This window comes from Methanosphaerula palustris E1-9c (assembly GCF_000021965.1).
GTDB lineage: Archaea > Halobacteriota > Methanomicrobia > Methanomicrobiales > Methanospirillaceae > Methanosphaerula > Methanosphaerula palustris.
In genome coordinates this window covers 1,435,666-1,461,787 of the sequence record NC_011832.1, presented here as the reverse complement: position 1 = coordinate 1,461,787, position 26,122 = coordinate 1,435,666, and the positions used below count along the sequence as shown (strand labels likewise).

24 protein-coding genes and 1 pseudogene are annotated in these 26,122 nt (G+C 57.7%); 8 read left to right on the top strand and 17 right to left on the bottom strand.

Annotated elements, in window-relative coordinates; translation table 11 throughout:
* Positions 1–92: 92 nt before the first annotated feature.
* From MPAL_RS07080 to MPAL_RS14430, 6 genes are all read right to left on the bottom strand, one after another.
* Positions 93–578 (bottom strand): hypothetical protein, encoded by a 486-nt coding sequence (locus MPAL_RS07080; protein WP_012618066.1) that lies wholly within the window; start codon positions 576–578, stop codon positions 93–95.
* A gap of 160 nt (positions 579–738) precedes the next feature.
* Positions 739–981, bottom strand: coding sequence for a hypothetical protein (locus tag MPAL_RS07075; RefSeq protein WP_012618065.1), 243 nt, complete (start codon positions 979–981; stop codon positions 739–741).
* A complete protein-coding gene (gene nadX / locus MPAL_RS07070) occupies positions 978–2,087 on the bottom strand; it encodes an aspartate dehydrogenase (protein WP_330217442.1) in 1,110 nt (369 codons plus the stop codon). Before nadX ends, MPAL_RS07075 begins: the two co-directional genes overlap by 4 nt.
* Before the next feature lie 14 nt (positions 2,088–2,101).
* A complete protein-coding gene (locus tag MPAL_RS07065) occupies positions 2,102–3,160 on the bottom strand; it encodes an NAD(P)-dependent alcohol dehydrogenase (RefSeq protein ID WP_012618063.1) in 1,059 nt (352 codons plus the stop codon).
* A gap of 49 nt (positions 3,161–3,209) precedes the next feature.
* Positions 3,210–3,887: an NADPH-dependent F420 reductase gene (gene npdG / locus MPAL_RS07060; RefSeq protein WP_012618062.1), complete on the bottom strand. Its 678-nt coding sequence runs from the start codon at positions 3,885–3,887 to the stop codon at positions 3,210–3,212.
* 388 nt (positions 3,888–4,275) lie between these two features.
* Positions 4,276–6,066 (bottom strand): PAS domain S-box protein, encoded by a 1,791-nt coding sequence (locus MPAL_RS14430; protein WP_012618060.1) that lies wholly within the window; start codon positions 6,064–6,066, stop codon positions 4,276–4,278.
* Positions 6,067–7,190: 1,124 nt separating this feature from the next.
* On the opposite strand from MPAL_RS14430, the gene MPAL_RS07045 reads away from it, so the two are divergent.
* The 4 genes and pseudogenes from MPAL_RS07045 (at position 7,191) to MPAL_RS07030 (ending at position 10,444) form a co-directional block, all read left to right on the top strand.
* Positions 7,191–8,213 carry a hypothetical protein gene (locus MPAL_RS07045; RefSeq protein ID WP_048145251.1) on the top strand — a complete coding sequence of 341 codons (1,023 nt, stop codon included), beginning with the start codon at positions 7,191–7,193 and terminating at the stop codon, positions 8,211–8,213.
* Positions 8,214–8,724: 511 nt separating this feature from the next.
* Positions 8,725–8,952: pseudogene (locus tag MPAL_RS17530) on the top strand (hypothetical protein); the annotation flags it as partial.
* Between the two features lie 100 nt (positions 8,953–9,052).
* Complete coding sequence (locus tag MPAL_RS07035; protein ID WP_012618057.1) at positions 9,053–9,634, top strand: dihydrofolate reductase family protein; 582 nt, start codon at positions 9,053–9,055, stop codon at positions 9,632–9,634.
* 18 nt (positions 9,635–9,652) lie between these two features.
* Positions 9,653–10,444, top strand: a complete 792-nt coding sequence (locus MPAL_RS07030; RefSeq protein ID WP_012618056.1) for an alpha/beta fold hydrolase — start codon at positions 9,653–9,655, stop codon at positions 10,442–10,444.
* Positions 10,445–11,192: 748 nt separating this feature from the next.
* Here the strand turns inward: MPAL_RS07030 and MPAL_RS07025 are convergent.
* The 8 genes from MPAL_RS07025 to MPAL_RS06990 all read right to left on the bottom strand — a co-directional run bounded on the left by MPAL_RS07025 (position 11,193) and on the right by MPAL_RS06990 (position 17,988).
* Positions 11,193–11,816 carry an SRPBCC family protein gene (locus MPAL_RS07025; RefSeq protein WP_012618055.1) on the bottom strand — a complete coding sequence of 208 codons (624 nt, stop codon included), beginning with the start codon at positions 11,814–11,816 and terminating at the stop codon, positions 11,193–11,195.
* Positions 11,816–12,187, bottom strand: coding sequence for a hypothetical protein (locus MPAL_RS07020; RefSeq protein WP_158303644.1), 372 nt, complete (start codon positions 12,185–12,187; stop codon positions 11,816–11,818). Before MPAL_RS07020 ends, MPAL_RS07025 begins: the two co-directional genes overlap by 1 nt.
* A 128-nt stretch (positions 12,188–12,315) precedes the next feature.
* Entirely contained in the window at positions 12,316–12,735 is a 420-nt protein-coding gene (locus tag MPAL_RS07015; protein WP_012618053.1) for a hypothetical protein, read from the bottom strand.
* A gap of 311 nt (positions 12,736–13,046) precedes the next feature.
* Complete coding sequence (locus MPAL_RS07010; protein ID WP_012618051.1) at positions 13,047–13,796, bottom strand: SDR family NAD(P)-dependent oxidoreductase; 750 nt, start codon at positions 13,794–13,796, stop codon at positions 13,047–13,049.
* A 165-nt stretch (positions 13,797–13,961) separates the two neighbouring features.
* Entirely contained in the window at positions 13,962–14,642 is a 681-nt protein-coding gene (npdG, locus tag MPAL_RS07005; RefSeq protein WP_012618049.1) for an NADPH-dependent F420 reductase, read from the bottom strand.
* Positions 14,643–14,673: 31 nt separating this feature from the next.
* Positions 14,674–15,732: an NAD(P)-dependent alcohol dehydrogenase gene (locus MPAL_RS07000; protein WP_012618048.1), complete on the bottom strand. Its 1,059-nt coding sequence runs from the start codon at positions 15,730–15,732 to the stop codon at positions 14,674–14,676.
* A gap of 266 nt (positions 15,733–15,998) precedes the next feature.
* A complete protein-coding gene (locus tag MPAL_RS06995) occupies positions 15,999–17,354 on the bottom strand; it encodes a PAS domain-containing protein (protein ID WP_012618047.1) in 1,356 nt (451 codons plus the stop codon).
* Positions 17,355–17,730: 376 nt separating this feature from the next.
* The gene (locus MPAL_RS06990; protein ID WP_012618046.1) at positions 17,731–17,988 is read right to left on the bottom strand and encodes a hypothetical protein; all 258 of its coding nucleotides are present in this window, start codon (positions 17,986–17,988) and stop codon (positions 17,731–17,733) included.
* Positions 17,989–18,235: 247 nt separating this feature from the next.
* On the opposite strand from MPAL_RS06990, the gene MPAL_RS06985 reads away from it, so the two are divergent.
* Positions 18,236–18,808 carry a class I SAM-dependent methyltransferase gene (locus MPAL_RS06985; protein ID WP_012618045.1) on the top strand — a complete coding sequence of 191 codons (573 nt, stop codon included), beginning with the start codon at positions 18,236–18,238 and terminating at the stop codon, positions 18,806–18,808.
* Between the two features lie 140 nt (positions 18,809–18,948).
* Here the strand turns inward: MPAL_RS06985 and MPAL_RS06980 are convergent, their stop codons facing one another.
* Both MPAL_RS06980 and MPAL_RS15790 read right to left on the bottom strand, forming a co-directional pair.
* Positions 18,949–20,124, bottom strand: a complete 1,176-nt coding sequence (locus MPAL_RS06980; protein ID WP_012618044.1) for an NHL repeat containing protein — start codon at positions 20,122–20,124, stop codon at positions 18,949–18,951.
* 163 nt (positions 20,125–20,287) lie between these two features.
* A complete protein-coding gene (locus MPAL_RS15790; protein WP_158303643.1) occupies positions 20,288–22,369 on the bottom strand; it encodes a cupredoxin domain-containing protein in 2,082 nt (693 codons plus the stop codon).
* A gap of 193 nt (positions 22,370–22,562) precedes the next feature.
* On the opposite strand from MPAL_RS15790, the gene MPAL_RS15785 reads away from it, so the two are divergent.
* The 3 genes from MPAL_RS15785 to MPAL_RS15775 are packed head-to-tail and all read left to right on the top strand — an operon-like array spanning position 22,563 to position 24,121.
* Positions 22,563–22,781 carry a hypothetical protein gene (locus tag MPAL_RS15785; protein WP_148208174.1) on the top strand — a complete coding sequence of 73 codons (219 nt, stop codon included), beginning with the start codon at positions 22,563–22,565 and terminating at the stop codon, positions 22,779–22,781.
* Between the two features lie 32 nt (positions 22,782–22,813).
* Complete coding sequence (locus MPAL_RS15780; protein ID WP_148208173.1) at positions 22,814–23,641, top strand: hypothetical protein; 828 nt, start codon at positions 22,814–22,816, stop codon at positions 23,639–23,641.
* A gap of 48 nt (positions 23,642–23,689) precedes the next feature.
* A complete protein-coding gene (locus MPAL_RS15775) occupies positions 23,690–24,121 on the top strand; it encodes a hypothetical protein (RefSeq protein ID WP_148208172.1) in 432 nt (143 codons plus the stop codon).
* Positions 24,122–24,815: 694 nt separating this feature from the next.
* Here MPAL_RS15775 and MPAL_RS06970 read toward each other — a convergent pair.
* The gene (locus MPAL_RS06970; RefSeq protein ID WP_012618041.1) at positions 24,816–25,949 is read right to left on the bottom strand and encodes a DUF3463 domain-containing protein; all 1,134 of its coding nucleotides are present in this window, start codon (positions 25,947–25,949) and stop codon (positions 24,816–24,818) included.
* Positions 25,950–26,122: the final 173 nt, after the last annotated feature.

Sequence of the window (26,122 nt, the reverse complement as noted above, 5' to 3'; positions counted from 1 at the left end):
TAAACAACAGTACCGATACGCCTCCCTGCCGGCCACTGCTCACGGGCGATTGTCTTCACCCATGTTCCCCGACAATCGCTTGTTGGTTTCTTTCACATACACAGGGCAGGCATCCCGCCGACAAAAAGAGGAGGAAGCCATCTCAGATCTCCCCCCATCGGCCCCAGGCCCTGCAGATACCGGGTCGCATCGAACGCCCGGGTGCGTGACTCCATGATCTCGGCCGCATCGGTCCCCTCCATCGCATCGGCGAGGACCTCAGCCACCCGCCGGATCCCCGCGGCCACGTCGGCCGGCTCGGTGTCGTACACCATCTCCTGAGCCTCAAGGCAGACCTGATCGCAGGAGGCGACTGCGGCCCGCCAGACATCCCGCGAGGGGTGGCGCTGGGCCGGAGTTTCGACGGCATCGCGGGCGATCTCCAGATCGCGGACCTGATGAGTCAGGGTGTTGACCGTGAAGGTCAGGTGCTCGGCGTGCTCGGTCAGAATCTCGATCATGCGCTCGGCGCCGTAGCCGGGTGCGGTGATCGGTTCGCGAACATTTCTCAGGCCGGCGGCGAATCCGATCGCCGGCATACGGATTCTCCTTAAGGATATCTGCTGCCTTCTCAAGCATTGCAAAGATTCGCTGATCCTCGCTTCGGGCAGAATTCTTCAATGCCTCGTACTCTGCGAGGCGATCCATGGCGATGTATATCTCGATGCTCATCAGAGGGATGGCGATACTCTTCAGAGTCTATCGGATACGGAGGTCCTCGCGTCCGTGATACTGGGCGAAGAGTTCGGGGTTGTGAATCCAGACCACGTATCCCGTACGGTTCAGGGCGATCTTACCCGACTCGAGCAGATATTCGATGATCTGCTTGAATGTCTGGTACATCATCCGACGCGGCAATGCTTCCCAGAGAGCACGACGCTTGAAGTCGCCCGAGTGCTCGTGGATGAACTCCTCGACCATCCGGATCGTATCGAGCTTCACGTCCCCACCACGATCGGCTCGGAAAGGTCGCGGAGGAGGGTCAGAACCGAGAGGGCTGCGAGGTACGACGTCGCCGGGTTATCCGGGCTCGGCACGTTCCGGACCTGGAGACAGGCATCGCCGAAGGGGCCCTCGGCGAAGATCTCGTGGATATTCCGGTCAACGGTTGGGTCCGCCCAGAGTTCGACCTCGATCTCCTGCCCGGCCGCGATCGCGATCGCGGCCGAGACGTTGATGTTCTTCGGAAAGGCCCTGACACACTCCTCGGCCCGCCCCTTGAAGACGAGCACCCGTTCGGCGACCGTAAGGCCGAGCGACGCCGGGTTCTTGGTCGTCCGCAGGACGAGGCGGTCGATCCCACCGATGCGCCCAATCTTGAGATTGTCCAGGCCCATCACGGCGCCGCTCGGGATGCGGACACGCCGACCCGATGCGATCGCCGCCTCGCGGAGCCGCCCAAGGACGGCGGGGTCGGCGAGTGCCCCCACAGACATCACAACGAGGTCTTTGCCGGCTCGGAGCACGGCCTCGCCGTATACCCGCACCGCTGCCGGCGACGCGGCCTCGACCACGAGGTCGACGTCGGCACTGACGAACGTCTCGAACGAGTCGTATGCCGTCCCTCCACAGCGGCCTGCGAGTTCTGGCGCCAGCCCGGGCGCCTGGTCGTAGAGAGCCGCGACCTCGAAACCGTCGGCGTGTGCCGCGATCAGGAATCCGATGTTGCCGCAGCCGAGGAGCCCGACCCGCAGTACAGATGAACTGTGGTCCTCTCCGCCAATGAACGCCGCGTGAAGGCGCCCATTATCATCTTCTTGTGCAGATCCTTTGCCTATCAGCACGTCGATTCCATACTGAGCGCCCGTGACGGCCACCCCCCGCCCCTGCATGCCAACCATTACCATACTATCTCCGTTATGAGGGGTCCCGGACCTCCTGGAAAGCCAGGCCTCTGCGCCTGTACCGGTCCTGCGTGATCTCTCTGAACAGATGTGCGTCGAAAACAGCGATATTCTCATAAAACAGCGGAGGAGGAACCCGCGCTGCGGGGTCCCGTCTCCACCGTTATGACCGTGACCGTGCTGCACGATCGTTTGAGGTGCCATCCTGTACAGAGCTTTTACTCGCAGATGACGACGGGCTTGATAACGTCGCCGGCCTTCTTCTTCATCATGAGAAGGGCCTCTTCGATGTGGTCGAGCCCGTGGAAGACGTGCGTCGCCATGGGCATCGGGTCGAAGCGACCATAGGTGATCAGCTTGGCCAGCCGCTCCAGGCGGACCCGTCCGCCGGGGCACAGGCCGGTGATGATGTCCTTGTTCGCCATGCCGCTCCCCCAGTCGAGGCGGGGGAGCGGCAGGGTGTCTGCCCCCGAGAAGAAGTTGCAGTTCGAGATCTTCGACCCGGCCTTCGCCATCTTGATGGCGTCCATCAGGATGTCGGGGCCGCCGCCGGCGACGACAACGGCGTCAACGCCCGCTCCATCCGTTGCGTCGATGATCTGCTGGGCCGTGTCGCCGTTGTGGTAGTCGATGATGTCCGTCGCGCCGTACATCTTCGCGACCTTGACGGGAGTCGGGCGGGACCCGACGGCGAAGATCCTGCTGGCGCCCCGCATCTTCGCGCCACCGATAGCGCACAGGCCGACCGGCCCGATACCGATGACCGCGACGTCAGCGCCGAGCTGGATGCCCGCGTTCTCTGCACCCATAAAGCCCGTGGTCATCATGTCGGTGATCATGACGCCCGCGACGGGGTCCATGCCATCCGGCAGCATCGCCATGTTGTTGTCCGCCTGGTTCACGTGGAAGTACTCAGCGAAGGTGCCGTCCTTCTTGGCCGTGAATTCATAGGCCCCCATGATGCCGCCTGTCTGGGAGGAGAAACCGCGCTGAGCGGCTTCGTTATCCCAGTTCGGCGTGATGGCGCCCACGATGACCCTGTCACCGGGCTTGAAGAGCTTGACCTCGCTCCCGACCTCGTCGACAATCCCCAGGGCCTCGTGCCCCAGGATACGGCCGGGTAACTCGCCGATCGCGTTCTCCCACACGACGTGGACATCTGATGTGCACGGTGCAAGGGCCAGCGGCCGGCAGATACAGTCGCGGGGACCGCACTTCGGCATTATCTTGTTTACCCACCCTGCTTCTCCGAGTTTAATCATTGCATAGCCTTTCATGATATGACCTCTTGTTGTTTGACCGATTGTTGATGTTCGAATGTCGGTACTAGCAGACGCGACCCTTGTCGAGGCCGGTGATCCGGATCCCGCCGAACTGGCACTTGTTCCGGATGTTGAGCCCAATGAGCAGGGGCGTGATCTTCTCGATGATGCTGGCCCGCTCAAGCGCACCGCAGTCGACGACCTTGATGCCGGGGACCATCTCGATCAGCGGCGTCACCATCGCCTTGGCATCCTTGTCGTCGCCGCAGATCAGGCAGTCGCAGTCGATCGGCTCGTCGAGCTGCATCCACCAGGTCTGCGAGATGTTGTTGAACGCGCAGATCACCTTCGCCGCCGGCAGGATCGTCTGCGCACGCTGCGCGGCAGAGCCTTCGGGCAGTAACATGCACTGTGTGGCCGAGCCGCCGATGGCGGACATCAGTGGGCCTGTTGCATCGAGCAGGGGCTTGCCGGTTGCTCCTTCCTTGATCGAAAGGAGCGTGTCCTTCTGCGCCGCGAGCGGCACGGTCAGGATCAGCACGTCGCTCTCCTTCGCCGCGTCCTGGTTCGTCGCGGCCCTGACGTTCTTGATGTCGCCGAGCAGCTCCTTGACTTTGTCCACACCGACCTGGGCCTTCTCGAGCGTCCGCGAGCCGATGATGATCTCCTCTCCCGCCTGTGCGAACCGGGTCGCGATGCCGAGCCCCTGGCCGCCTGTTCCACCAATTACTCCAATTTTCACACTTCACCTCTAATATTTATAACACTACCAAAATTGACGATGGATCCCTTAAAGGCGCGATTCTCTGTGGATCAAAGACCCCCCTTGATTAAAATACCGAGAAGCTCTATTCCACCAACCTGTCGGGGAGACAGAACCCCGAAAGCACGGAGAGGCCCCATCACACTGCGGATGATGATCTGGTGGAGACCTTTCGGTGACGCCTGCAAATGGATTCCGGTCCAGGAACACTCCGCCATTCTTCAGATAACTGCTCTCAGAATGAGACCGGCTTTCGATGTGGCCCGCCAGCTCTCGACGTCGTCCGAAGAGAATGTGAAATGGAGCTGACGGTCCACTATGTTCACGACCCCGCCGTTCATATTGGGCTGATGAGACCCGGATCCCCTCAGTCGCAGTTTGATCTGTTGGTAGCGTCCTTAACAGCGGGTGGTAGCCCTTCCGCTCCCTCCAGCACCTCGGAGACATCTATCATGAACGATGCAAGTTCCCCCGACGGGAGCTTGAAGACATAGTGGGAGATCAGGGGGAAGTCGTCCCGCTCCCGGTACCGGAGCGGCGCGACGGCCTCGGGCCGCTCTGTAGTCAGTATTCGCAGCAAGAGCGCGTGGATCTCGGGGGTCGAGAGGTCAGGAAACTCCTCGAAGAGCCGCTTGCCAACCAGGTCGGCCCGGTTCGTGCGGAGGAGATTCGCCGTTACCCTGTTGGCGTCGGTGATGAGGTAGTCCCTGCCTTCGTCGACAGGCTCGTAGATCAGGATGCCGTTGCAGGTGTCCTCAAAGAACGAACGGTACCGGGTTTCCAGAAAATGGCTCTGCTGCAGCGCCTCCTCTGCCATCTTGCGGTCGGTGATGTCAAGGAAGATTCCGTTCCAGACCGTCTCGTGCTCCAGTCGGACGGGCTGCGAAATGCCACGGAAGTATATCTCGCCTCCCGACGGCTTGAGGAACTTGCCCTCGAAGTCCCAGGGGACGCGCCTGTGAACAGTCTCATGGGTCGATTCGTCCCACCAGTCGCGGTCCTCAGGGGCGATGCACGCGGAAAACCGCTGGAACCAGTCCCGGACCGGCCAGGGGTTGAGACCGAAGATATCTGCGGAGCGTGCGTCAACGTAGTAAATGCCCCATTCTCCGGTATCTCTGGCGTAGAACTGGTAGATGATTCCGGGGAGGTTACTGGAGACGCCCGCGAGCCGCTCCTTCAGTTCCTTCTCCGCACGCCTCTTAGCCGTAATATCCTTGAAGAGGATGGCGAACTCCTTCGCTGCCCCCCTGCTGTCGTGAAGGACCGGGGTAAAGGCTACATCAAAATAGGCGATGCCGCTCTTCGTGCTCTGGATCCCCTGCTCCCGACGCAACCGCTCGAAGTCGCAGGCGAGTTCGGTTTCGGTAGCCCGCCCCTCCCGGATCAGCAACTCCAGTTTCGTCCGGTAACAGGCGATGTCGAAGATGCTCGTGATCCGCATATCGGCGGGGGTGCGCAGACCGAGAACCTGCAGCGACGCGTGGTTCGCGTTGAGGATCGCCCCGTCTGCCGCAAAAAGGATGATCCCGCTCGGAACAGACTCGAAGAGGGTCGCCATCTTCTTCTCCGAGTCCTTGAGATCGGTCTCGGCATTTTTCACCGCCGTGATGTCCTGGAGGCTGACCATGATCCCCTCGCCGGCGGTCGGGGAGACGATCGGCGCGAACGCTGCGAGGAAGACCCTGTCCGTCCGCTCGTCCATCATTTGCATCTTATCCAGGTATATCTCCGATCGGCGGATCCGCTCGATGTTCCGCTGGACCGCAGGGTCCGAGAAAAAAGGGAGGTTGAGGTCGAAGAGCGGGGCGCCGACCAGCGTGTGGCCGGGGTGGAGGCCGAGGGTAGCGACGAAGCTCGCATTCACCATGTTCACCTGGAGGTCTGCGTCCAGGATCACGAGCGCAACCGGCAGGTGGTTGACGATCTCGAGCAGGGGCAGGCGCTTCGACGGCCGGTACAGCTTCTTCGGTCCGAAGCGCTCCATACTGACATCCCCGCTCAGTGCGAGGAAATCGAGATACTTGGCAGCAGTTCTCCGATCGATCTCGAGTTCCCGGGCAATCGTCTGGATCGGGACCGCCCTGGGCACGTGCTGCTGAAGCAGGCCGAGAATCCTGTCGCGCATCTCCTGGTACGTGGTCGCGTCGTCTGTCACGGTATGCTCCCGTCCTGAGACCGTTCCCCCTTCGCCGGCATCATCTTTTCTGATGAGTGGTGACCAAGATCTTCGAATGACAAGGAGCGCTGTAAATGCGAGATCAAGGGTCTTTTTCGAGGGTGGTTATTGCAGCCGGTACTTCTGGACCGCCGGTGATCAGTATACATGGATTTGAACCATGAAGATGTAAAACCCGGGCTGAGGTTTCTGTTTTGAAGGTGACGAATCCTGTCGTAAATCCTGCGATGCGTCGTAGTGACAGGGACCGGGCACCAGGCCCCATGGACCAGCACTTCCTTGGGGACTACTATTTCCTCGCTCACACAAAGTCACCTGATGTAGAGTTGCTCTATCAAGACGAAAAGGTTCTGATTCTCTGATTTGAATAGAATATTTCCATAGAATATTTCCTTGGGGTGACGGTTACACCCAGATTGATCATAATTTGAGGCAGAGGTGTAATGCCCTTCGGGGCATAGAGGGAGCCTGGAATGGGTCCACGTCCAATCCGGGCGGCCCGATCGTCCAGTCTGCGTAATGGAGGCGGCGGAGTGGAAGCCGGCCGGAGCGTGGGAACGTGGGAACGTGGACCTCCACCTGATCGGCGAGGGGGGGCAACACTAGAACGAGAGAACGGAGGGATTGGAAGGCAAGAGGTGGCATGTTGGGATCACCAACTGGTGTTAACTGTGGTAAATCGGAGCCCCTTCCCCTTGGGCGGGATCCCGGGAAACAGGTCGATCAACAGCAGTGCAACTGCAAAATGCCCGATAAACCTGTACGAAGACTATATTTAGCTCTCTTTTAAGACTGCACCTCTCCATTGTAATAAAAATTATTCGGTCAAACACCGGTCTGGATGCCTGAACCAGAGAAAAGAGGTTTAAAAAACACCGGGTTGGACAAATCTTGCCCTGCCGGCCCGCGTGAAGTGGGGCCGGGGGCCGGGCTCTCAGTGATTGAGCGGACCCGGGACCGGATTTAGTACCAGGCCCATCGTCAATGTTTGGTGATGATAGCACTGAAACGCCGGTTATTTTATGAACCTGGGGCGATGGAAAAGATTATCCGGGTATAGGAGTGCGACAGGTATTTACCCGACCGGTTTTAAGCAGAAATCCATGAAGTACCGGGGAATAAACTACGACGTCGGGACAAATTACCGACAGGGAAGATCATCCCGGGAAGAGTTCGATCCGGCAGTCGTCGAACAGGAGATCGGGATCATCGATTCCGAATTGCACTGCAATGCAATCCGGATCTCCGGCTACGATATCTCCCGGCTGGTCGTAGCATCAGAATATGCGCTGGCGCACGATCTGACGGTCTTTTTCTCCCCGTCCACCATCAATGCTTCCCGTAAAGAGACGGAAGACTATATTCTCCGGGGAGCACTGGCAGCAGAAGAACTGCGGGTGAAGTACGAAAAGGTCATCTATGTAGCGGGATGCGAGCTGAGTCTCTTCTCGCAGGGCTTTATCCGCGGAGATACGACAGAGGCCCGGTTGCGGCAGATGTTCGGGCCGCTTTCGATCCTCATGAACGCCGCCGGGATCCCCCGCGGGTATAACAAAAACCTGAATATGTTCTTCAGAAAAATGCTGCCTGAGATCAAGAAGTTGTTCGGGGGGCAGGTCACCTATGCATCCGGGACCTGGGAATCTGTGGACTGGAGTCTTTTCGATCTCGTTGGTATCGATCATTACCGCTCATCGTACAACCGGTCCCTGTACCGGGATCAGTTGAAGGGGTATTTCCGGCATGGTAAGCCGGTCGTGGTCCTGGAATTCGGATGTTGCTGCTACCGGGGAGCCGAGGACAAGGGGCCAGCCGGGTGGATGATCGTCGACTGGGACCGGGACCGCCCTGAACTGAAAGGGAATTTTGTCCGGGATGAATCGGTCCAGTCGGAGTACCTTATGGAACTGCTCGATATTTTCTCTGACGAGCCGGTCGCCGGGGCCTTCGTGTTCACGTTTGTCCAGCCATCGTACGTGTCCGACGAAAACCCGAAGTACGACCTGGATATGGCTGGTTATGGCATCGTTAAGATGCTTGCGAAGGGAAGTGAGCCGTCATGCCGGAATATGCCATGGGTTCCCAAGAAAGCATTCTCCTTACTTGCCGATTATTATTCCCGGTGAGGACTATATAAAAAAGAATTTTTAGATGAAGGATCCTTCATACATCTCTCCCTTTCCCTGGGTATTCTGTAAGTTTACAAGGGAGATTAGGGTCCCCCCTCTTTCAAGAGTTTTTTTAGTCATACAATCCCCCTCCTCACAGGGATGAGGGCGTACCCGCCTGGACCGTTGACATGCTCTGGCAGGCGGGAGTGCATATTCTGGGCAGGCGCACATTCCAGAACATGGCGGCGTACTGGCTGTATTCAGCCGAACTTTTCGCAGCACCCATGAATGAGATTCCCAAGGCCGTCTTCACGAAAAAAGATTCGTGCCGGGATTCAGGAGAACCTTCCCCTGCGTTCAACGATGTAACACAGGTCAGGAACGCTAATGATGCAAATATTGCACGAATCCATGGCCCGCGTACAGCGAGCTTGGGCAAATCCCATTATTATGAGCGGCGAGCTCCACGAAGAGATCGTCCGCATGAAAGAGCAACCGGGCAGGGATCTCCTGACACAGAGGAGCCGGATTTGCACGCGAACTGGTGAAAACCGGGCTTATCGGTGAATATCAACTCATCGTCCACCCGATAGCGCTCGGGGCCGGGTTACCATTATTTTCTGTACTCCCAGAACTGCTTCATCTGAAACTTATTGACGCGAAGATCTTTGATTCCGGGACGATTGCTCATGTGTTCCGGCCTGTACTCTCCTGGACGGAGCCTCGGCAATCCCTGTGTCGGTACGGTGAATGAAGAGAGATGACCTGCTGCATCCCTGCCACATGGGCCGTGTGGTACTATCCCAAGGTTTATCAGCCGTTCCCGAGAATTAGCGAGTTGTGAGGAAGTACCTATGGGGAACCTTAATGCATTCACCATTGTCTCAGTGGATGGGTATTTTGCCGGGCCCAACGGAGAGATCGACTGGTTTAAGGATGAACACAGCGACGAAGAGAAGGAATTCTCGGCCGAGTCGTCAAAGAAAGCCGACCTGCTGATCTTCGGCCGGACGACGTATGAGATGATGAAGAGTTACTGGCCGACCACGGTCGCAATCAAGGCCGACCCGGTTACAGCCGGTATGATGAATCGCACGCCTAAGATTGTCTTCTCGAAGACCATGGATCCCGAAAAGGACGGCCCGGTCTGGAAGAACGTCCGGGTCATTCATGAGATCAGGCCAGAGGAAGTCCTATCCCTGAAAAAGCAGGGGAGCATCACAATCCTTGGCAGCGGTACTATCGTGCAACAACTGACGACTCTCGGCCTCATTGACGAGTACCAGCTGATGGTAGTCCCGGTGATTCTGGGCTCCGGCAAATACCTGTTCAGGGATGTGAACCGGATGAACCTGACGCTGACCGGGACGAGGGTTTTCCAGAAGAGCGGAAGGGTCCTCCTTACCTACCAGCCAGCGGGACGGGATACGTCATAGCACTTTTGGAGGCGCACCATGGTTACGATAACATCCCGTGATGGTACCAGGATAGCGTACGAAAAGCATGGCAGTGGTCCAGCTCTCATCATCGTTTCAGGCGCACTTACTATTCACACCTTCGCATCCACCCCTCACCTTGTTGAACTGCTTGCAGAACATTTCACCGTCTATCATTACGATCGCCGCGGAAAGGGTGAGAGTGGAGACACGCTGCCCTATGCGGTAGAGCGCGAATTCGAAGATCTTGCGACCCTGATCGACGCAGCGGGGGGCGGGGCGTATGTCTATGGCCATTCGTCTGGCGGGGCTCTGGCACTCCAGGCAGCGGCACAACCCGGCAGCACCATAAAAAAACTTGCCCTCTACGAAGTACCCTACAACGATGACCCGCAGGCGAAGGCTGCCTGGAAAGAGTACATCTCGAAGATAACCCGGTTGCTGGCTGACGGGAAAACCGGTGATGCGGTTGTCCTCTTCCTCCAGTTGATGGGTATACCAGCAGGGCAGATCGCGGGTATGCGCCATGCACCATTCTGGCCGGCAATGGAAGCGATGGCTCCCACTCTCGCCTATGACCATACTGCTATCCTTGGCCCTGAGGCTGCCGTCCCCTGTGACATTGCCGCCCACGTGACGGTCCCCGTGCTGGTCATGAGTGGCGGCGCCAGTTTCCCGTTCATGAAGGCGACCGCCGAAACCCTGAGCACGATCATGCCCCACGCCCGGTTCCGGATGCTGGAGGGCCAGACACATGATGTCAGCCCGGAGGTTCTTGCACCGGTACTTGTGGATTTCTTTCGTGATTGAGAAGTACTTCCCCTGAGAGGATCAGTCTTCCCTGTCATCTGATCAAGCATGAAGGTGCGAACCCGTCCTCTTTTTACGATTGAGCGGACCCGGGGCATTGAGAGAAAATGGTGCAGACGGGTCGGATTGTATGCGTGCGGTTGATCTGTTCTAAAAAAAAGGATTGAAAGAGTGCTGTTTCCGGCACCATAAGCATCGATGAAGGCACGATCCCGCAGAGACGCTGGCCGGCAATTGTAAAAATACGAGGGATAGAACGGTGAAATCGTATTTTTCAGAAAAATTGGAGTATCCATCTGTTAGGGATTGTATGGAAGACCTGAAGATTAAACGGGGATGAGGAGTGAAAACATGAGCACAGAAGAGAGAAGTGATCTGAAATTCTCCGGGAACATAACCATCCCCGGAGGGTATGCAAGCGAGTCAATATTAATGGCTACGTCACCTTTGATGGCGACGTAGATTGTCTGAATTTCCGTGTTCCTGATCGGGAGTCTCCTGAGGATGCGGAATACCGATGAGAATGCCCTGTTCCACGAGAAGATGGCTGCAACGTCGATCGGTTAGATCTCAAAGATTTGCGAATCAAGTATCCAGAAAGGCGTAGAGGAAAGGTTTTTTTACCACAGAATGCCCGGAGGAGATTGCTGTTAACGTCGCACGAGTGACCCAGAGTATCTCGGATGCCGTCCAGAGGTATTACTTTCTCCAGAATCCGACGGAGATCCCATCCAGAAGGCAGGTAGAATCATGGACGTGTATACCGATTCGGTGGAACAAATACTCTGGGGTTACCAGGTTTTCTCAGTGTCTTCGAACCGAGAGCGCTCGAAGAACTGTTCACTGCAACCCGCGGGGAATCCCTGGCGGACGCCCGGGCCGGAAGATCATGAGCCCTGCTCAACGAGCGTCGCGAGTTTCTCCAGTGACATCCGCCAACCGACTTCGTTGTCAGCGGCAGACAGGCCACGCGGGAGCCTATCGTGCACGGCAAGATATCAGTGCCGCCATTTGCATCTGAAAGGGTGTACGAAATCGTCATCTCGCCGCTTAGTGTGGGGTCTGGGGTCTCGAACTCAACCACTTCAACAACTTGAGCATTCGGTACGAGTTTGACAAAACGGCCGTGAAACGTGTCAGTCTGTGCGGTCGTTTTGCCGGTCCCGGTGGGAGTGTCGTACGTGAGCGAGATCCGAAACGAGCCGCCTTCGCGGGCATCGAACGAATGCACGGTGCTGGTCATGCCGGTCGGCACCATCCACGTCGCAACCGCATGTGCATCAAGAAGTGCACGATAGACTATCGCCCGGGGTGCATTGATGTGATGCCTGATTATTGTCGACCGCCCTGCCTTTCCGGTAGCATTTTCCATCAGATCACCTGTTTGGTAAATCTACTGAGAGTAATTATATAGCTTGTGTAGGGCCAGAGAGGCTTTCGTTCATCGTGCCTCCAGCCAGCAGCACATTGCCGGCACAGATACGAAGAGCGGCCGTCGATCCCGAGGTGAAAAAGGGCCGCCGCGAACCCCAAAGAGAACGAGCGGGCAGGACGGCAGAACTTCTTCTGACCGAACCGCTTCATGCTCACGTCGCCGCTCGCGGCAAGGAGGTCGAGGTACTTCGCAGCGGTCTTTCGATCAATCCCGAGCTCCCGGGCGATCGCCGTCACGGACATGCCTGTGGCTGCGTGCTCCTCGAGCAGTTTCGCGATCTGATCCACCTGCTCCCTGTACCTTTTCATGCGTTCACTGCCGAGAATCTCCACGGTTGCAGGTGAGAACGAGGAGATGTGGTCGGAGGACCGGAACATGCGGCTTCCGGCAGATCTCTGAGATAATCGAGGACTCTCCCATCCGATGCTGCAGTGGTTCAAGGTGTATCTCCAACGGCCCGTCCAGCTCCGCCCCTCATGCCGTTGGACTGGCATGCATCCCGGGTGAGATGACCGGCAAGGGTCACCCTGCCCGGTTGTCCGATTGACTCTGCCGCAGCAGACGGGTGGAACAACGGGTCACCTACCTGAAGTTTCTGGGATTGCAGTGCCCCGTTCATTAACTGGGCGATACCCATGTACAGGAACCAGACTCCCAGGGTTTCGATAAAAGCGCCGCCGTAGACGGCCAGCATCGGGCCGAACCCGAACATGGCTGCTGCTGCGAGCAGGAACCCGATGGCCCCGATCCAGATCGCCGCGACGAACCACCGACTGGGATACTCGCAGAGCAGCAGAACGCCGCCAAGGACGCCATTGACAGTGCCCCCGATGAGGTCGCCGGCATGGAATTGCATGACGATCACAATCTAGAAGAGGAGCACCATCGCGAGAGCCCAGATCCCACAATCAATAATGGTGATGGAGTCAACGAGTCCGAGCAAAAACGATGCCTGTAAGATGATGAATATCCCGAGTAGTAAGGTGCCGATTGCGGACGGATCCGCCTATGAGGAAACCCTTGTTCCATTTTCTTCCATGTTTTTCATACCTCCTGTCGATAATCATGATTTTTTTTAAAGGCGCCCGGGAGGTGCCAGCGGAGGTAATCCCCCCCAGGCTCACTCCGTTACGCCCAAAGACCCTGTCCGATGAGGTATATGGATGACTATACTGCAGAGTACCCGCCGTCGACCAGCAGGCTGGTGCCGGTGATATCGGAGGCGTCATCGCTCGCAAGGAATGTGACAGCCTTCGCGACCTCTACCGGTTTGGCCAGTCGCCCGATCGGGTGCAGTTTTACTAGGTCTTGGTAGACCTCCGGCGGAAGGGCTGAGAGAAGAGGGGTGTCCACATACCCGGGGGCAACGAAATTCGCGCGGATTCCCCTCGTCGCATAACTGGTGCCGACCGTTCTGGTCAGCATGGCGACCCCGCCCTTGGCCGCGGCATACGAAGTGGTGCCCGGCTTGGCGACAAAACTGTGAATAGAACCGGTATTCACGATTGCTCCGCCGTTTCCCTGTTTCAGCATCTGAATGACAGCATACTTGTCACAGAGGAAGACCCCCTTCAGGTTTACGTTGAGAACCTTATCCCAGTCGTCGACTTCCACTTCGTGAGGATCGCCCAGGATGGCGATGCCTGAGTTGGCGACCATGACATCCAGCTTCCCGAAGGCCTCGACGGCCTTCGCAATGAGATTCTTGATATCGTCTTCGCTGACGACGTCCGCCCGGACGAAGATCGCCTCGCCCCCCATTGCCTTGATCTCGTTGACGACCCTGGCGCCCTCTTTCTCGTTCCGGCCGGAGACCACGAGCTTGCCGCCCTCAGCTGCCATGTCTTTCGCACATGCTTCACCGATACCGCTGGTGGATCCGGTGACAATACAGACTTTGTTGTTTAATCTTCCCATGATGATTCCTCTGTAGTTTAGGGTTCGAATGGTAGCACAATCAGGCCCTGCCGTTGCCGGGGCTCGCGATCCGGTTCCCGCCGAACCCGCACGGGGTCCGGAGGGTGAGCCCGATGGGCAGGGCCGTGTTCATTCCAATGATCTCCGTCTGCATCATCGATGAGATTACTTACAGACCCGACCCTTGTCGAGGCCGGTGATCCGGATCCCGCCGAACTGGCACTTGTTCCGGATGTTCAGCCCGATCAGGAGTGGTGTGATCTTCTCGATGATGCTGGCCCGCTCAAGCATCCCGCAGTCGACAACCTTGATGCCGGGAACCTTCTCGATCAGCGGCGTTACGATCGCCTTGGCGTCCTTGTCGTCACCGCAGATGAGACAGTCACAGTCGATCGGCTCCTCGAGTTGCATCCACCAGGTCTGCGAGATGTTGTTGAACGCACAGATCACCTTTGCATCAGGTAAGATCGCCTGTGCCCGCTGCGCCGCGGACCCCTCAGTGAGGTTGAGGCATCTTGTTGCGGAACCACCGATGCAGGATTCCAGGGGCCCCGTCGCATCCATCAACGGCTTGCCGGCTGCGCCTTCCTTGATCGAGAGCAGGGTATCCTTCTGCGCTGCGAGCGGCACGGTCATGATCAGCACATCGGCTTCTTTGGCCGCGTCAGGGTTCGTTGCAGCCTTCACGTTCTTGACGTCACCCTGAAGTTCCTTTACTTTGTCCACACCGGCCTGGGCCTTCTCAAGCGTTCTCGAGCCGATGATTACCTCTTCCCCTGCCACTACAAACCGGGTCGCGATACCGAGACCCTGTCCTCCGGTTCCTCCAATTACTGCAACTTTCATAATTTGCACTCCCCATAATGTTCTCTTCGCATTACTCGAGGATCACTGCAGACTTGATCAGATCCTTCGGCTTGTCGTGCATGACCATCAGGGCCGGTAAGAGATCCTCAAACTTCGTGTACCGGTAATTGATCAGCTTACCCGGGTCGACCCGGCCGGCCTTCACGAGGGCGAGCATCTGCTCCATCCTGGCCCTTCCACCGGGACACAAATTCCCCTTGATGGTCTTGCCGCCGAGACCGAATGCCATGGGTGCTAGGGGGATGGGTAACATCGCTTCCTCCATGACGTTCAGGTTGGCAAGAGTGTGACCGAACTTCAGGACCTCAAGGCCTTCGCCGATGGTGCTGGCGTTCCCCCCGGCCACCACCACGGCATCCACGCCCTTGCCATCGGTCAGATCCATGATCTGCTTGACCGTATCGCCCTTGTGGTAATCAACGATATCGGTAGCCCCGTATTCCTTGGCGAGATCCACACAGTTCGAGCGGCTGCCGACGGCGAGGATCCGTGCGGCGCCCATCAGATGAGCACCGGCCACGGCCATCAGTCCGACCGGCCCAATGCCAAAGACGGCGACGGTCGACCCCAGTTTGACGTCGGCCATCTCGGCGCCGTAGAAGCCCGTAGTCATCATGTCGACGACCATAACGGCCTGCTCGAGGGTGACACCGTCTGGGAGCAACGTGAGGTTGGCGTCTGCGTCGTTGACGTGGAAGTACTCCGCGAAGGTGCCGTCCTTGAGCATGTCGAACGGCATGCCTGTGAGCGGCCCACTGCAGTGCTGGTGATTGCCCTGCTGCGAGGCGACAGTGCCCCAGTCCGGCGTGATTGCGGGGACGACAACCCGGTCCCCTACCTTGAAGTCCTTGACATCGTTGCCGACCGAGTCGACGACACCGACTGCTTCGTGGCCGAAGATGCGGTCGCTTGGCAGAAAGTCGCCCATCTCTCCCCAGATTAAGTGCACATCTGAGTTGCATGGTGCAATAGCTATGGCTCTGATGATTGCGTCACGTGGACCTGCGACGGGCTTGACCTTCTCAACCCAGCCGGGTGCTCCACGACCTGTTCTTGCTAATCCCTTCATACAAGGAAAAAGAGGATGCACCAGTACATAGGGATTTGTTTTACCGCCAGTCACTAAAAGGGTGATATATATGTTTGAGAACAACGGCGCCGGCCAGAAGTTATGGGTAATTCTTCAGATATTAATCTCATTTATATACCTAATCCCAAAGATCGGCCGTTCGCGCGGATCCACACTCCGTATCGTCGACAAAAACCAAAGCTACTGTTTACCAGTAATAGCATAAAATGCGTTCATCGGTCTCCGCCGCACCGTTTCCCTGTTGATCAGATATCGTCGCGATCCTCACGGAGTTCTTCAGAGACGTCGACCATGAGGGAGACGAGCTCGTCTGAGGGGAGTTTGAAGAGGTAGTGCAGGATCCAGGCACCCTGGCCCCTCCAGTAATGGAGGGGAGGGAGGAACTCCGGGTTCTCCGTAGTCATAACTCGCGCCACGGCCTCACGGATCACAGGGACATCGAGATCGGGGAACACCTCAGTGGCGTTCCGGCCGACCAGATCTGCCTTCGGTACACGGAGGATTTTTTCTGCCGCCCGGTTGAGGTCCTTGAAGGTGTAGTCAGACCCCCCATCGAACGGCTCATAGATGATTACGCCGTTGAAGGAGTTTTCGAAGAACGAGTGATACCGGGTCTCCCTGGAGGTCAGTTCCTTTCGTTCCTGCCGGTCCCGGGTGATGTCCTTGAAGAGGATCGCGAACTCGGTCGGTTGGCCGCCATTGTCCGGGCGGATCGGTGTGAAGACTACGTTGAAGCAAGCCACGCCGGATTTCGTGCTCAAGATCCCCTGCTCTCGCTTCATGCGGTCGAAGTCGCACGCGAGTTCGGTCTCGTCCACTCGTCCTTTCTGAATCAGTGACTGCAGCCTCCCCGGGGCACAGGTGAGATCGAAAGCGTTCACAGTGCTCAGTTCTTCGAAGTTCTGCAGAGCAAAGATCTGCAGGGCTGCTGGGTTGGCGTTCACAATCACCCCGTCGGCGGTGAACATGATAATCCCGCTCGGGACCGTTTCGAAGAGGGTTTCGATCTTCCGCTCCGAGTCCTTCAACGCGGTCTCCGCTTTTCGCCGTGCGGTGATATCATGAAAGCTGACCATGATGCCCGGTTTGTCGATCTGCATGACGACAGGGGAGAAACCGAGGTTATAGATCTTATCAGTTTTCTCAGTGATCAGCTGCATATCAGCAATGTACGTCTGCGACTGCTTGATCCGCTCAATGTTCCGCTGCACCACTGGCTCGGCGAAGATCGGGAGATCCAGGTCGAAGAGCGGGATGCCTATGATGTTGCGCCCGGGAAGGATGCCGAGTTCGGTGACAAAACTCATGTTCACCATCCGAACCTGGAGGTCGGCGTCCAGGATCACGATAGCATACGGCAGGCGGTCGAAGATATCCAATAGCGGTACACGCGGCATCGGGCGATAGAACTTCTTCTGGCCGAATTGCTCTACACTCACATCTCCTTTCGAAGCGAGGAGTGCGAGATATTTGGAGGCAGAATTCCGGGGGATGGCGAGATTCTGGGCGACAGCGGTTATGGTCAGGCCCGTGGATGCGTGTTGCTCGAGCAATTCGATAATCCTTTTGAACCTCTCCTGGTACATTTCCGTGGTGTCCATTATCCATACCCCCGCATCAGAGCGGCAGATCCTTCGTCTTTCGGAACAAAAGATCGGAGGAAATATCATCCCCTCTGGATATCATCCTTTGCGATGGTACCCTCCATGATCTGTGACGGACGACAGTCAGAAAGTACTGACAATCCGGGTTTGGGCAGGTTATGGAGATTGGACTCCGCGAACGCTCCAGGAGTCCGGGTATCTCGGATATAAGATCTATTTTCCGTACACCCTGATTGAAAAAGTGGGACCTGGGCATCCCCGTTGTTCTCAGGAGCACTACTGAGAATTTGCGAATAATTAAAGATTGAAACGAGAACGAGAGGGCTGGCCGGCCGGCCTGATGAACCGCCGACCCCAAAGAACCGGGGACCGATCACCGGTTCGAGAAGAGAGCCACGGCCGCGTCCAGCCGGCAGAAGAACTTCTGCGTGACCTTCGCGATCGCGTGGGCGTCCTCGTCGGAGATCTCGCCGTCGCCGGCCGCCTCGTAGTAGGTCCGGGACTGGTCCCGGAATGCGTCGATCACATCCAGAATTGCACAGACCCGGCGCTGACCGAGCCAGCAGCCGATGCCGAACGATCCGACGATCCCGACCAGGGTCAGGATCATGTCCCCCTGCGTTTCAATCATGGTTTCTCCCGTGCGGCCGAGGGGTGCTCACACAAAGTACCATGTTCCTTATCCCTGCATATATTCTGTGTCGACATTGAAGAAAAGGCCGTGGACGCGATTAAAAGGGAGATCGACGGGCTATCCTGTGCTGGAGAAGCACGGCGACGGCGTTCAGGTTCTGGTTCTCGCAGTTAGAGAGAGGGCGGCGGCACGGACCGGCCATCGCCGGCGAACTGTTATCTCCCCGGTGTTCGTACAATATTCCATGGTTTCGAATAATCGTCGCCATGATGTTTTTCCAGCAAAGAAAGCCTCGATCCTCGATATTCGTCTGCGATGGTTCCTCTATCGCCCCGACAGGCTCGCAGAGATGTATGTGAACCCCGGAGATCGCGTGCTCGACGTTGGGTGCGGGCCGGGTTTCTTCACCCGCGAGTTTGCCAGGCGTGTCGGGGAGAAGGGGCAGGTCTGCGCCGTCGACCTGCAGGAGGAGATGCTCGCCATCCTCCGAGGGAAACTTGAACCCGAAGGCCTGATGAGGCGGATCCAGGTACATCACTGCAGACCGGACTCCCTAGACCTCCCCCCTGAGATGAACGGGACCTTTGACGCCGCTTTCACGATGTTTGTCGTCCACGAGGTACCCAGTCCGGCGAAATTATTCCAGGAGATTGCGAGGCTCCTGAAACCAGGCGGTATACTGTACTCTACCGAACCGGTCATCGTCTCAGGAAAAGAGTTTCAGGAATACGTTGTATGTGCTGAGGAGGCCGGGTTCCAGCAGATTGACCGGTCGTTCTACTTCGTCCACCGAGCTGTGGTCATGAAGAAACAGTAGGTCAGTGCTTACAGACCGACAATCGACAGCAGATTGAATGAGGTTCCCCTCTTCGGTCTGGTAGAGGGATTGCGACAGGGTGGCGTCAATACCATGGTTCACGGTGAATACGGGGTTGCCGGCGTTTCGACAAAAATGGGTTAGATCTGGTTGAAGAGCCAGACCACATCATTGAAATCGATCTGTCCGTTCCCGTTGTAGTCGAACGCGGCCAGGGGCTCGTTCGCGGCGATCCAGTCCATCTGGTTGAAGTAGAGGGCCACGTCGTTGAAGTCGAGCACCCGGTTGCCGTCGACATCATCATAGCGGCCGTCACCGTTGGTGTCCGTCGGCACCCCGACACCGCCCGGCACGAGCAGGGGCGTTGTATTCACGGTCTTCGGTAAAAAGAACTGAATACGATTGTTGCCGGTGTCGGCCACGTAGACCATCCCGACACTGTTCACCGAGACGTCGTAAGGCATCGAAAACTGCCCGTTGCCCGTGCCTGACGTGCCGATCGTCGCGAGGAAGGCACCGCTCCGGTTGAACTTCTCGACCCGGTTATTGCCGGTGTCGGCCACGTAGACATTGCCGGCGGTGTCCACGTCCACGCCCCATGGCCCGGAGAGCTGCCCGTTGCCCGTGCCTGACGTGCCGATCGTTGCGAGGTAAGCGCCGTTGCTGTCGAACTTCTCGATCCGGTTATTGCCGGTGTCGGCCACATAGACGTTGTCGGCGTTGTCGATGGCGATGCCGCGGGGCCCATTAAACTGCAGGTTTCCCGATCCGAGGGTGCCCCACTCGCCGAGCGGGGTCCCCTGGAGGTCGAACTTGCGGATGCGGTTGTGCCCCCAGTCGACCACATAGACGTTATCGAAACTGTCCACCGCGATGTCGCTCGGCTGAAGAAGTTCTCCGGTCCCGTTGGGCCCGAAGACGGTCCAGATCCGGGAGGGGTCCATGACCTGGATCCGGTGGATGTCGCGATCGGCGACATACAGGTAATCCTGGCTATCCACCGCAACACCCAGCGGGGACAGGAACGTCCCGGCTGCGGACGGCGGGTCAGCCACGCCTTTGCTCCCCCACGCGGTGATGAAGCCGCCCACGGTAGTGAACTTCTGGATCCGGTGGTTGTTCATGTCATCCACAAAGACGCTGCCGTGGGTGTCGAACGAAATCCGGGCCGGCTGATTGAACTCCCCGTTCCCGGTGCCGGAACCGCCGCCGGCCTTACCCCACTGCGCCGCATAGACGTACGTTTCGGCCGCTGCGACGGCTTGAATGCCCGCCATCAGGACCAGTAAAATACCGATGATAGTGATCAATTTCATACGAATCCTCCGTTGAACCCTGTAAATAATACTGTAACCGATATGATTTTCCCATTCAGCCCTTGAATGCTCTCCCCTCTCCACCGACCGGGCCGTGTGAACACTTGCCCGGGTCGTCGGGCGGAGAGGATGAGCGGGGTATCGCCCCGCGGGCGATCCCCGTTCAGGGTGCCAGCACCGGGAACGGCGCTGCGTTCACCCATGCGGAGGCGCCCGCGGCGTTGAACGACTGAACCCGGAAGTAGTAGTTCGTGCGGAGTGGCAGGTTCAATGTCCGGAACTGGACGATGTTCGCCCCGACCGTACTGGTCACCACGTTCGCCGTGAATCCGCTATCCGTAGCCTGCTGGATCCGGAAGCCGGTCTCGGTGGTCGAGGTGTCGGTCCAGGTCAGCGTGACCCGGTCGAAGTTGTTGTTCACGCGGGCTGCCGTCGCCGTCACGCTCTTCGGTGAGGTCGACGGGGTTGCCCCTCCGGGCGAGGCCGTATTGGACCAGGCCGAGTCGCCGGCCAGGGTCGGGAACCCGGGCGTGACCGTGTCGCCGACCAGGTTCCGGGCCAGCACGCGGTAGAAGTACTGCGTGGCCTGGGCGGCCGTGGCATCGGTGTAGGTCTTCGTGTTGGCAGCGACGGTGAAGGTGGTCGGGCTATTCGTGAACCCGGCGTCCGTGGCCCGCTGGATCACGAACCCGGTCTCGGTGGTCGAGGCGTCGGTCCAGGTCAGCTGGATTCCCTGGTTCCCGTTGAGGCGGGCGGCCGACAGGTTCGAGGGCGGTCGCGGTGCGACGGCGAAGGCCATCGAGTGCATCATGTCCATCTCCTCGTGCGAGAGGAGGTGACAGTGGTAGACGTACTCCCAGCCGAAGTTGACGTAGTGGTTCGTGACCGTGACCGGGTTGGCCGCGGGGTCCGTGAACCCGCCCGGAGGCCCCTGCAGGGTTGCGCCCTCGGGCATGGTCGGGTCGAGCAGTCGGATGCTGTTCGGCACCTCGAACGGTGTCGTCGGCGTGACCGGCCGGAACGCGAGGATCGTGTCCGAGAGCGGATTCACGCGGACAGTCTCCTTCCAGCCGAGCTCGTTCGCATCAGGCGGCCGTATCACGTTGTCCCAGGCGACGTGGTTGATCACCTGGACGTCGAAGAGATGCGTATGGATGGTGTGCGTGTCCACGCCATTGTGCGTGATCTTCCAGAACTGGACCCCATCGGTGGTGTTCCCGAGGAACGTGCCGTAGATCCCGGACGATTTGATCAGTTCGACGGGTGGGCCCGCATATGGGTAGAGCAGGAAGTTCTGGGTCGTGGCGGTGGAGGCGGGCAGTTCGAGCCCGAGGAAGCCGCTCATTCGGCCGTAATCCGTCTCGTACGCCGAACCCATCTCGTCATGGAGGGCCTTGGCGTCGAGCGTCGAGGTCACCGTCGCGCCTGTGATGTTCTTGTAGGTGTGCGTGGTCGTCTCGGCGATCCGCACGTACTGCTCGGTCGGGAAGGTCGCGTTGTAGGCGGAGTCGTAGCGTGCGTCCGGCACGATGATGGGATCCTCGCCGGCCTCGAAGACGCCGAGCTTGCCGGTGGTCTTGGCAAAGACCGACTGCAGGGTCGCGAGGTTGTACGCCGGTGCCGGAGTTGTGGCCGCTACCCGGATCTGCATGATCGTGCGGGTGTTAGGGCCGTACCCGGCCTGCGTCGTCGGTGTGCTGCCGGTGCCGGTCAGGTCCGGCTTGCCGGTGTAGTAGTCGTAGCGTGGATCGATGGCGGGGTACGGTGCAGGCGCATCATTGTAGAGGATCAGGGTCTTGCCCGCGTACTTCGAGAAGTCGATGAGCACGTCGGCCCGCTCGGCCGTGCCGAGGATGAGTGTGCCCTGGTTGACATTTCCGAAGTCGAAGTTGGTCTGGTCTAAGTTCCAGCCGATCGGCTGGTTCGGGAGGACCACCGGCGCGGGCAGGAACCCGCCCTCGTTGGCGATCTGGATCATGCTCGGGCCGGCCGTTGCTGAATCGGGCACACCACCCTCGCGACCGTCCTGGGCCGGAACCATCTTCACTTCGGTGTTCGTCCGGCCGTCTGCAGTTGTCACGTTCGAGTCGGCCACATAGAGCTGCAGGTTGACGAACCGGTCGTCGGCCGCGTTGAGGATGCGGAACCGGACGGTCGTGGGCTGCACGTCAAGGTAGGGGTAGGCCTCGCCGTTGACGAGCGGGGTATCCATGTAGGATTCCATGGCCATGGAGTTGTTCGGCACGCCCGGGATCAGGGCCGGTTCGGATGAACTGGGATTCGAAGGATTGTAGTAGGGGTTCGCGGTCGGGCCGTGGAGGACGGTCGTCGGCGGCCAGAACCACGGGCCGTAGTGCCACCGGCCATAGGGGTTGGTGCCGGAGCTGTCGTACGGGTTCTGGTTGGTCATGTAGACATGGGGTAACCAGAGGTCGCCGGTGTGCGCCTTACCCGGCGTCGAGCCCCATGCCCAGGTGGGGTCCTGGAAGCCGATGGTGGTGGCGTCGACGAAGGTCTTGTCCTGGATGACCAGCGGGATGCCCGCATCGGGGAGGACCTTTGCACCTGTCGGGTTGACCCCGGAGTTGTTGGTGCCGGCGATCATGTCCTGCTCGATCTTGTCGGTGACCAGGTACGGTGCTGCCTCGCCCGCGTAGACGTTGAGGCGGGTGATCCCGTAGGAGTGGTCGTGGTAGAACATGAGCCGGGCGCTCTGCTGGTTGGTGTAGTAGAAGGTCATCGCCCCGGCGCCCGGATCGGGCATGTCGGGGACGTTCACGACACTGACACCCTTAGGGTACGGCGTGTTCTCACCGGCCGGGGTGATCCACTGTTGCGGCGTGCCATCGCTGATCCAGGGGGTGGCGCCACCATGGAGGTGGATGTTCGCACGGTTCTGCGTGTAATCCATCGGCATGGCGTCCATGCCGAGCGGGCCCATGCCTGCGCCCATGACGGTGGTGTCGACGGGCAGGAAGAGGTTGCCGCCGGCGCCGGTGGGCAATTTATTGGTGAACTTGACCCGGACAGGCCGGTCGCGCTGGGCCACGATCGTCGGGCCGAGGTAGGAGATCGGCGAGACGTCCTGACCGTTCTTCACCTGGACGTATCCGCGGAGAGTGGTCGCCGGGAGGTCGGGGTGCAGTTGCTCGGTGTACTGCCGGAGTTCGATCTCATAGTAGTCGGCGCCGGGATAGGTCGTCGTGTCCGGGACGGCGACGGAGAGGCTCGGCAGTGCGCTTATGAACTTCCGGATGCCGCCGGAGAGTGCGCCGCCGATGGTGGCGTCGAGCTGGGCGTTGGCGCCCTGCGGGGCCGTGGCGTTCGAGACGTAGACGACAGGGGCGGTGTAGCCCGAGCCGGCGTTCGTGATATTAACGCCCGTGATGGTGCCGGTCGCCGGGTCGGCCGTGGCCGTGGCCGTGGCGCCCGAGCCGGTGTTGTAGAGGTCGACGATCTCAACCACCGGGGCGAAGTACCCGGTGCCTCCGTCGGTTATGGTGACGGTGGCGATTGAGCCCTTCGGCATGGGGCTGTTGGCGTAGTTCGGGTACGGGCCGTAGTAATGCAGCGGGTCGCTCGGGGCCGGGGTGGAGACGGCGTTGATACCGGTATTCTTGATGGTGGCGTTAGCGCGGGCGGCCTGCTCAGTCTGGCGATAGCGGTCGGCAGCGGCCTCTCGTTCCTCAGGTGTGGTCTTGCCCTTGTATTTGAGCCCGGTCGCCTCGTCGGTGCTCACCGTTGCGTTCAGGTCCTCGCCCGTACTCACCGTTGCATTCAGGTCCTCGCCCGACGGTGTTGTCTGCGTCGCCAGTATGGCAGGGGCCGTGGTTGGCTGACTGGTCCCGGCTGTGCTGAGGGTTGGATCTGTGCCACCGGCTGCACCGATTACGCCTGTGCAGAGGAGCAGGAGTGCAATGAGCAGTCCGGCTATGATCAATTGGGGGTAGCGCCCAGTATGTGGATGGGTGTCCATGGTCATTTGATTCTCCAGTAAAAATTGCCAGGCGCATCAGGTTTCGGAAAGGTTTCGGAAAGTCCTGGTATATCCCTGTGTGGCGAACCATGCTGTTTAGAATATATAATGGTATATATTGTGTATGTGGAAGGTGACGGATGTCTGGAGAGGGTTTAGAATAAGAATCTGGGGATTTTCCGGCTGCGCAGAGGCCTATCAGAGCATGTTGAAGAGTCAGACCACGTCGGCGAAGTCGATACGGCTGTCGACGTTGTCGTCGAACGGGCCGGTCGTGTGGGATTGAATGTTGACGAAGTCCAGCCGTTTGGTTGCTGGTGTGGGCGGCCGGCTCATCGCTCAGGGCGTATGGCGGCTCGTGCCCTGATCTGTTCCCGTTGTTTTCATCCGGTTGTCGACGACGAGGCATGATCCGGATAACGAAGACAACCGCGTCGACGGTCTGTTCTGGAGGTGCCGGTCGGTCGGTAGCAGAACGGTCGATGGTGGAAGGGTTGGTTGCGTGCCGAATGTGGAACTGAATGAATTCGTATTCGTCGTTCGGGCGTGCTTTTCAGATCCTCAGTACTTCTTTAATATTAGGGTGCATTATACGATTGCAGGGAGTTTTACACCATTTATCTATCTTTTCAAAATTTGATACAAGGTATAATTTCCTGCATCTATCCATAGGGAAACTATCAATCGCCCCCGGGTGCAAAGAACCCGAAAAGAATCACTTCTTCGCTCCCTGTTCCATCTTTGGGCTTGCTGCCACATACAAGATTTTGGATTTTTCCCTTCTATTATTTCGCTTGCTTATTCTTTTCATGGTAGGTAAGATCGTGCCAAAAAAACTATCCTGAATGACAAATTTCAAATCATACGTCGACCATGCAGATTCTACCACGCAACCAAGGTTACATAATTTACAATCGGCATAGTGAGAATAGATCTTCTGTTCCTCTCTCCATACATCCGATAATTTATTTTTGCGCAGGTCAGTTTTTTTTCCATCCGGGAAAATGTCAGATCTCCCTGAAATGAAAAGACAGGGTGATTGCAAAAAACCCTGTTCATTTATCTGAACACTTTTCCAGGGATTACACCGGTAATCAAATTTTCCCAGCTGACTGAGGAATCGGGTAGAATTACTGATTGGATACGATGATTTATGATCAAAAATGACCGTTTTAATATACGCTGTTTGTTCCGGGGTCGGTGAAAGTTCCCGGGCAGTTGCGCCCCCGTTCGGGTCTAATACATTAAAAGATATGGTATCCATTCCGAGATCATCAAAAATCATGTGAAGTATTTCGTGCATTTCAGATGCATTTTTATTATTCAGGGTAACCATCCCGCAAACCTGAACATCAGCTTTTAGCCCGGCCAGACCGATCATCAGTACCTGAACATTTTCTTTGATTCGTTCCAACCAGTCAACGCCTCTGATTTCCTTATAAATCTCTGGCCGTGTACTGTCTATTGAAATGCCGAAAAAATCGAAACTCTCCGCTATTTTTTGTATATGAACTTCTTTGAATAAACTCAGGTTGGTAACAACCATCGTGATTAATCCCCGTGATTTTGCATATGACGCGAGCTCGAACAAATCCTTGCGAATAAATGGCTCTCCGCCACTAAACGTCAATGTCACAATACCAAGGTTTACCAGTTCATCGATAATTTTTTTCCATTCGTCAGTATCCGGCTCGCTCTCTCCGTTATTTTTCCACGAGTCACAATACCTGCACCGGGAATTGCACAAAGACGTAATGGATATATACGCATAGGTCGGGCGCTTGGCAGAAGTAACAATACGATTAGACAAATGGTTTCTGAAAAAACTCAAGCTGGCTAATTTGTTCATAATATCACGGAAGTGGCTTATTTATGGGGTAGATTCGGCACATGTTCAGGACAAATAATGTCACTCCTGTTATATAAATTGGGTTACCGGGTATCCGATCTTTCCCGAACACTGAACAAAACGCGGTAGACACAGTAGTTCGCTAATCTTGTAAGACGCCAAGATGCACCTTT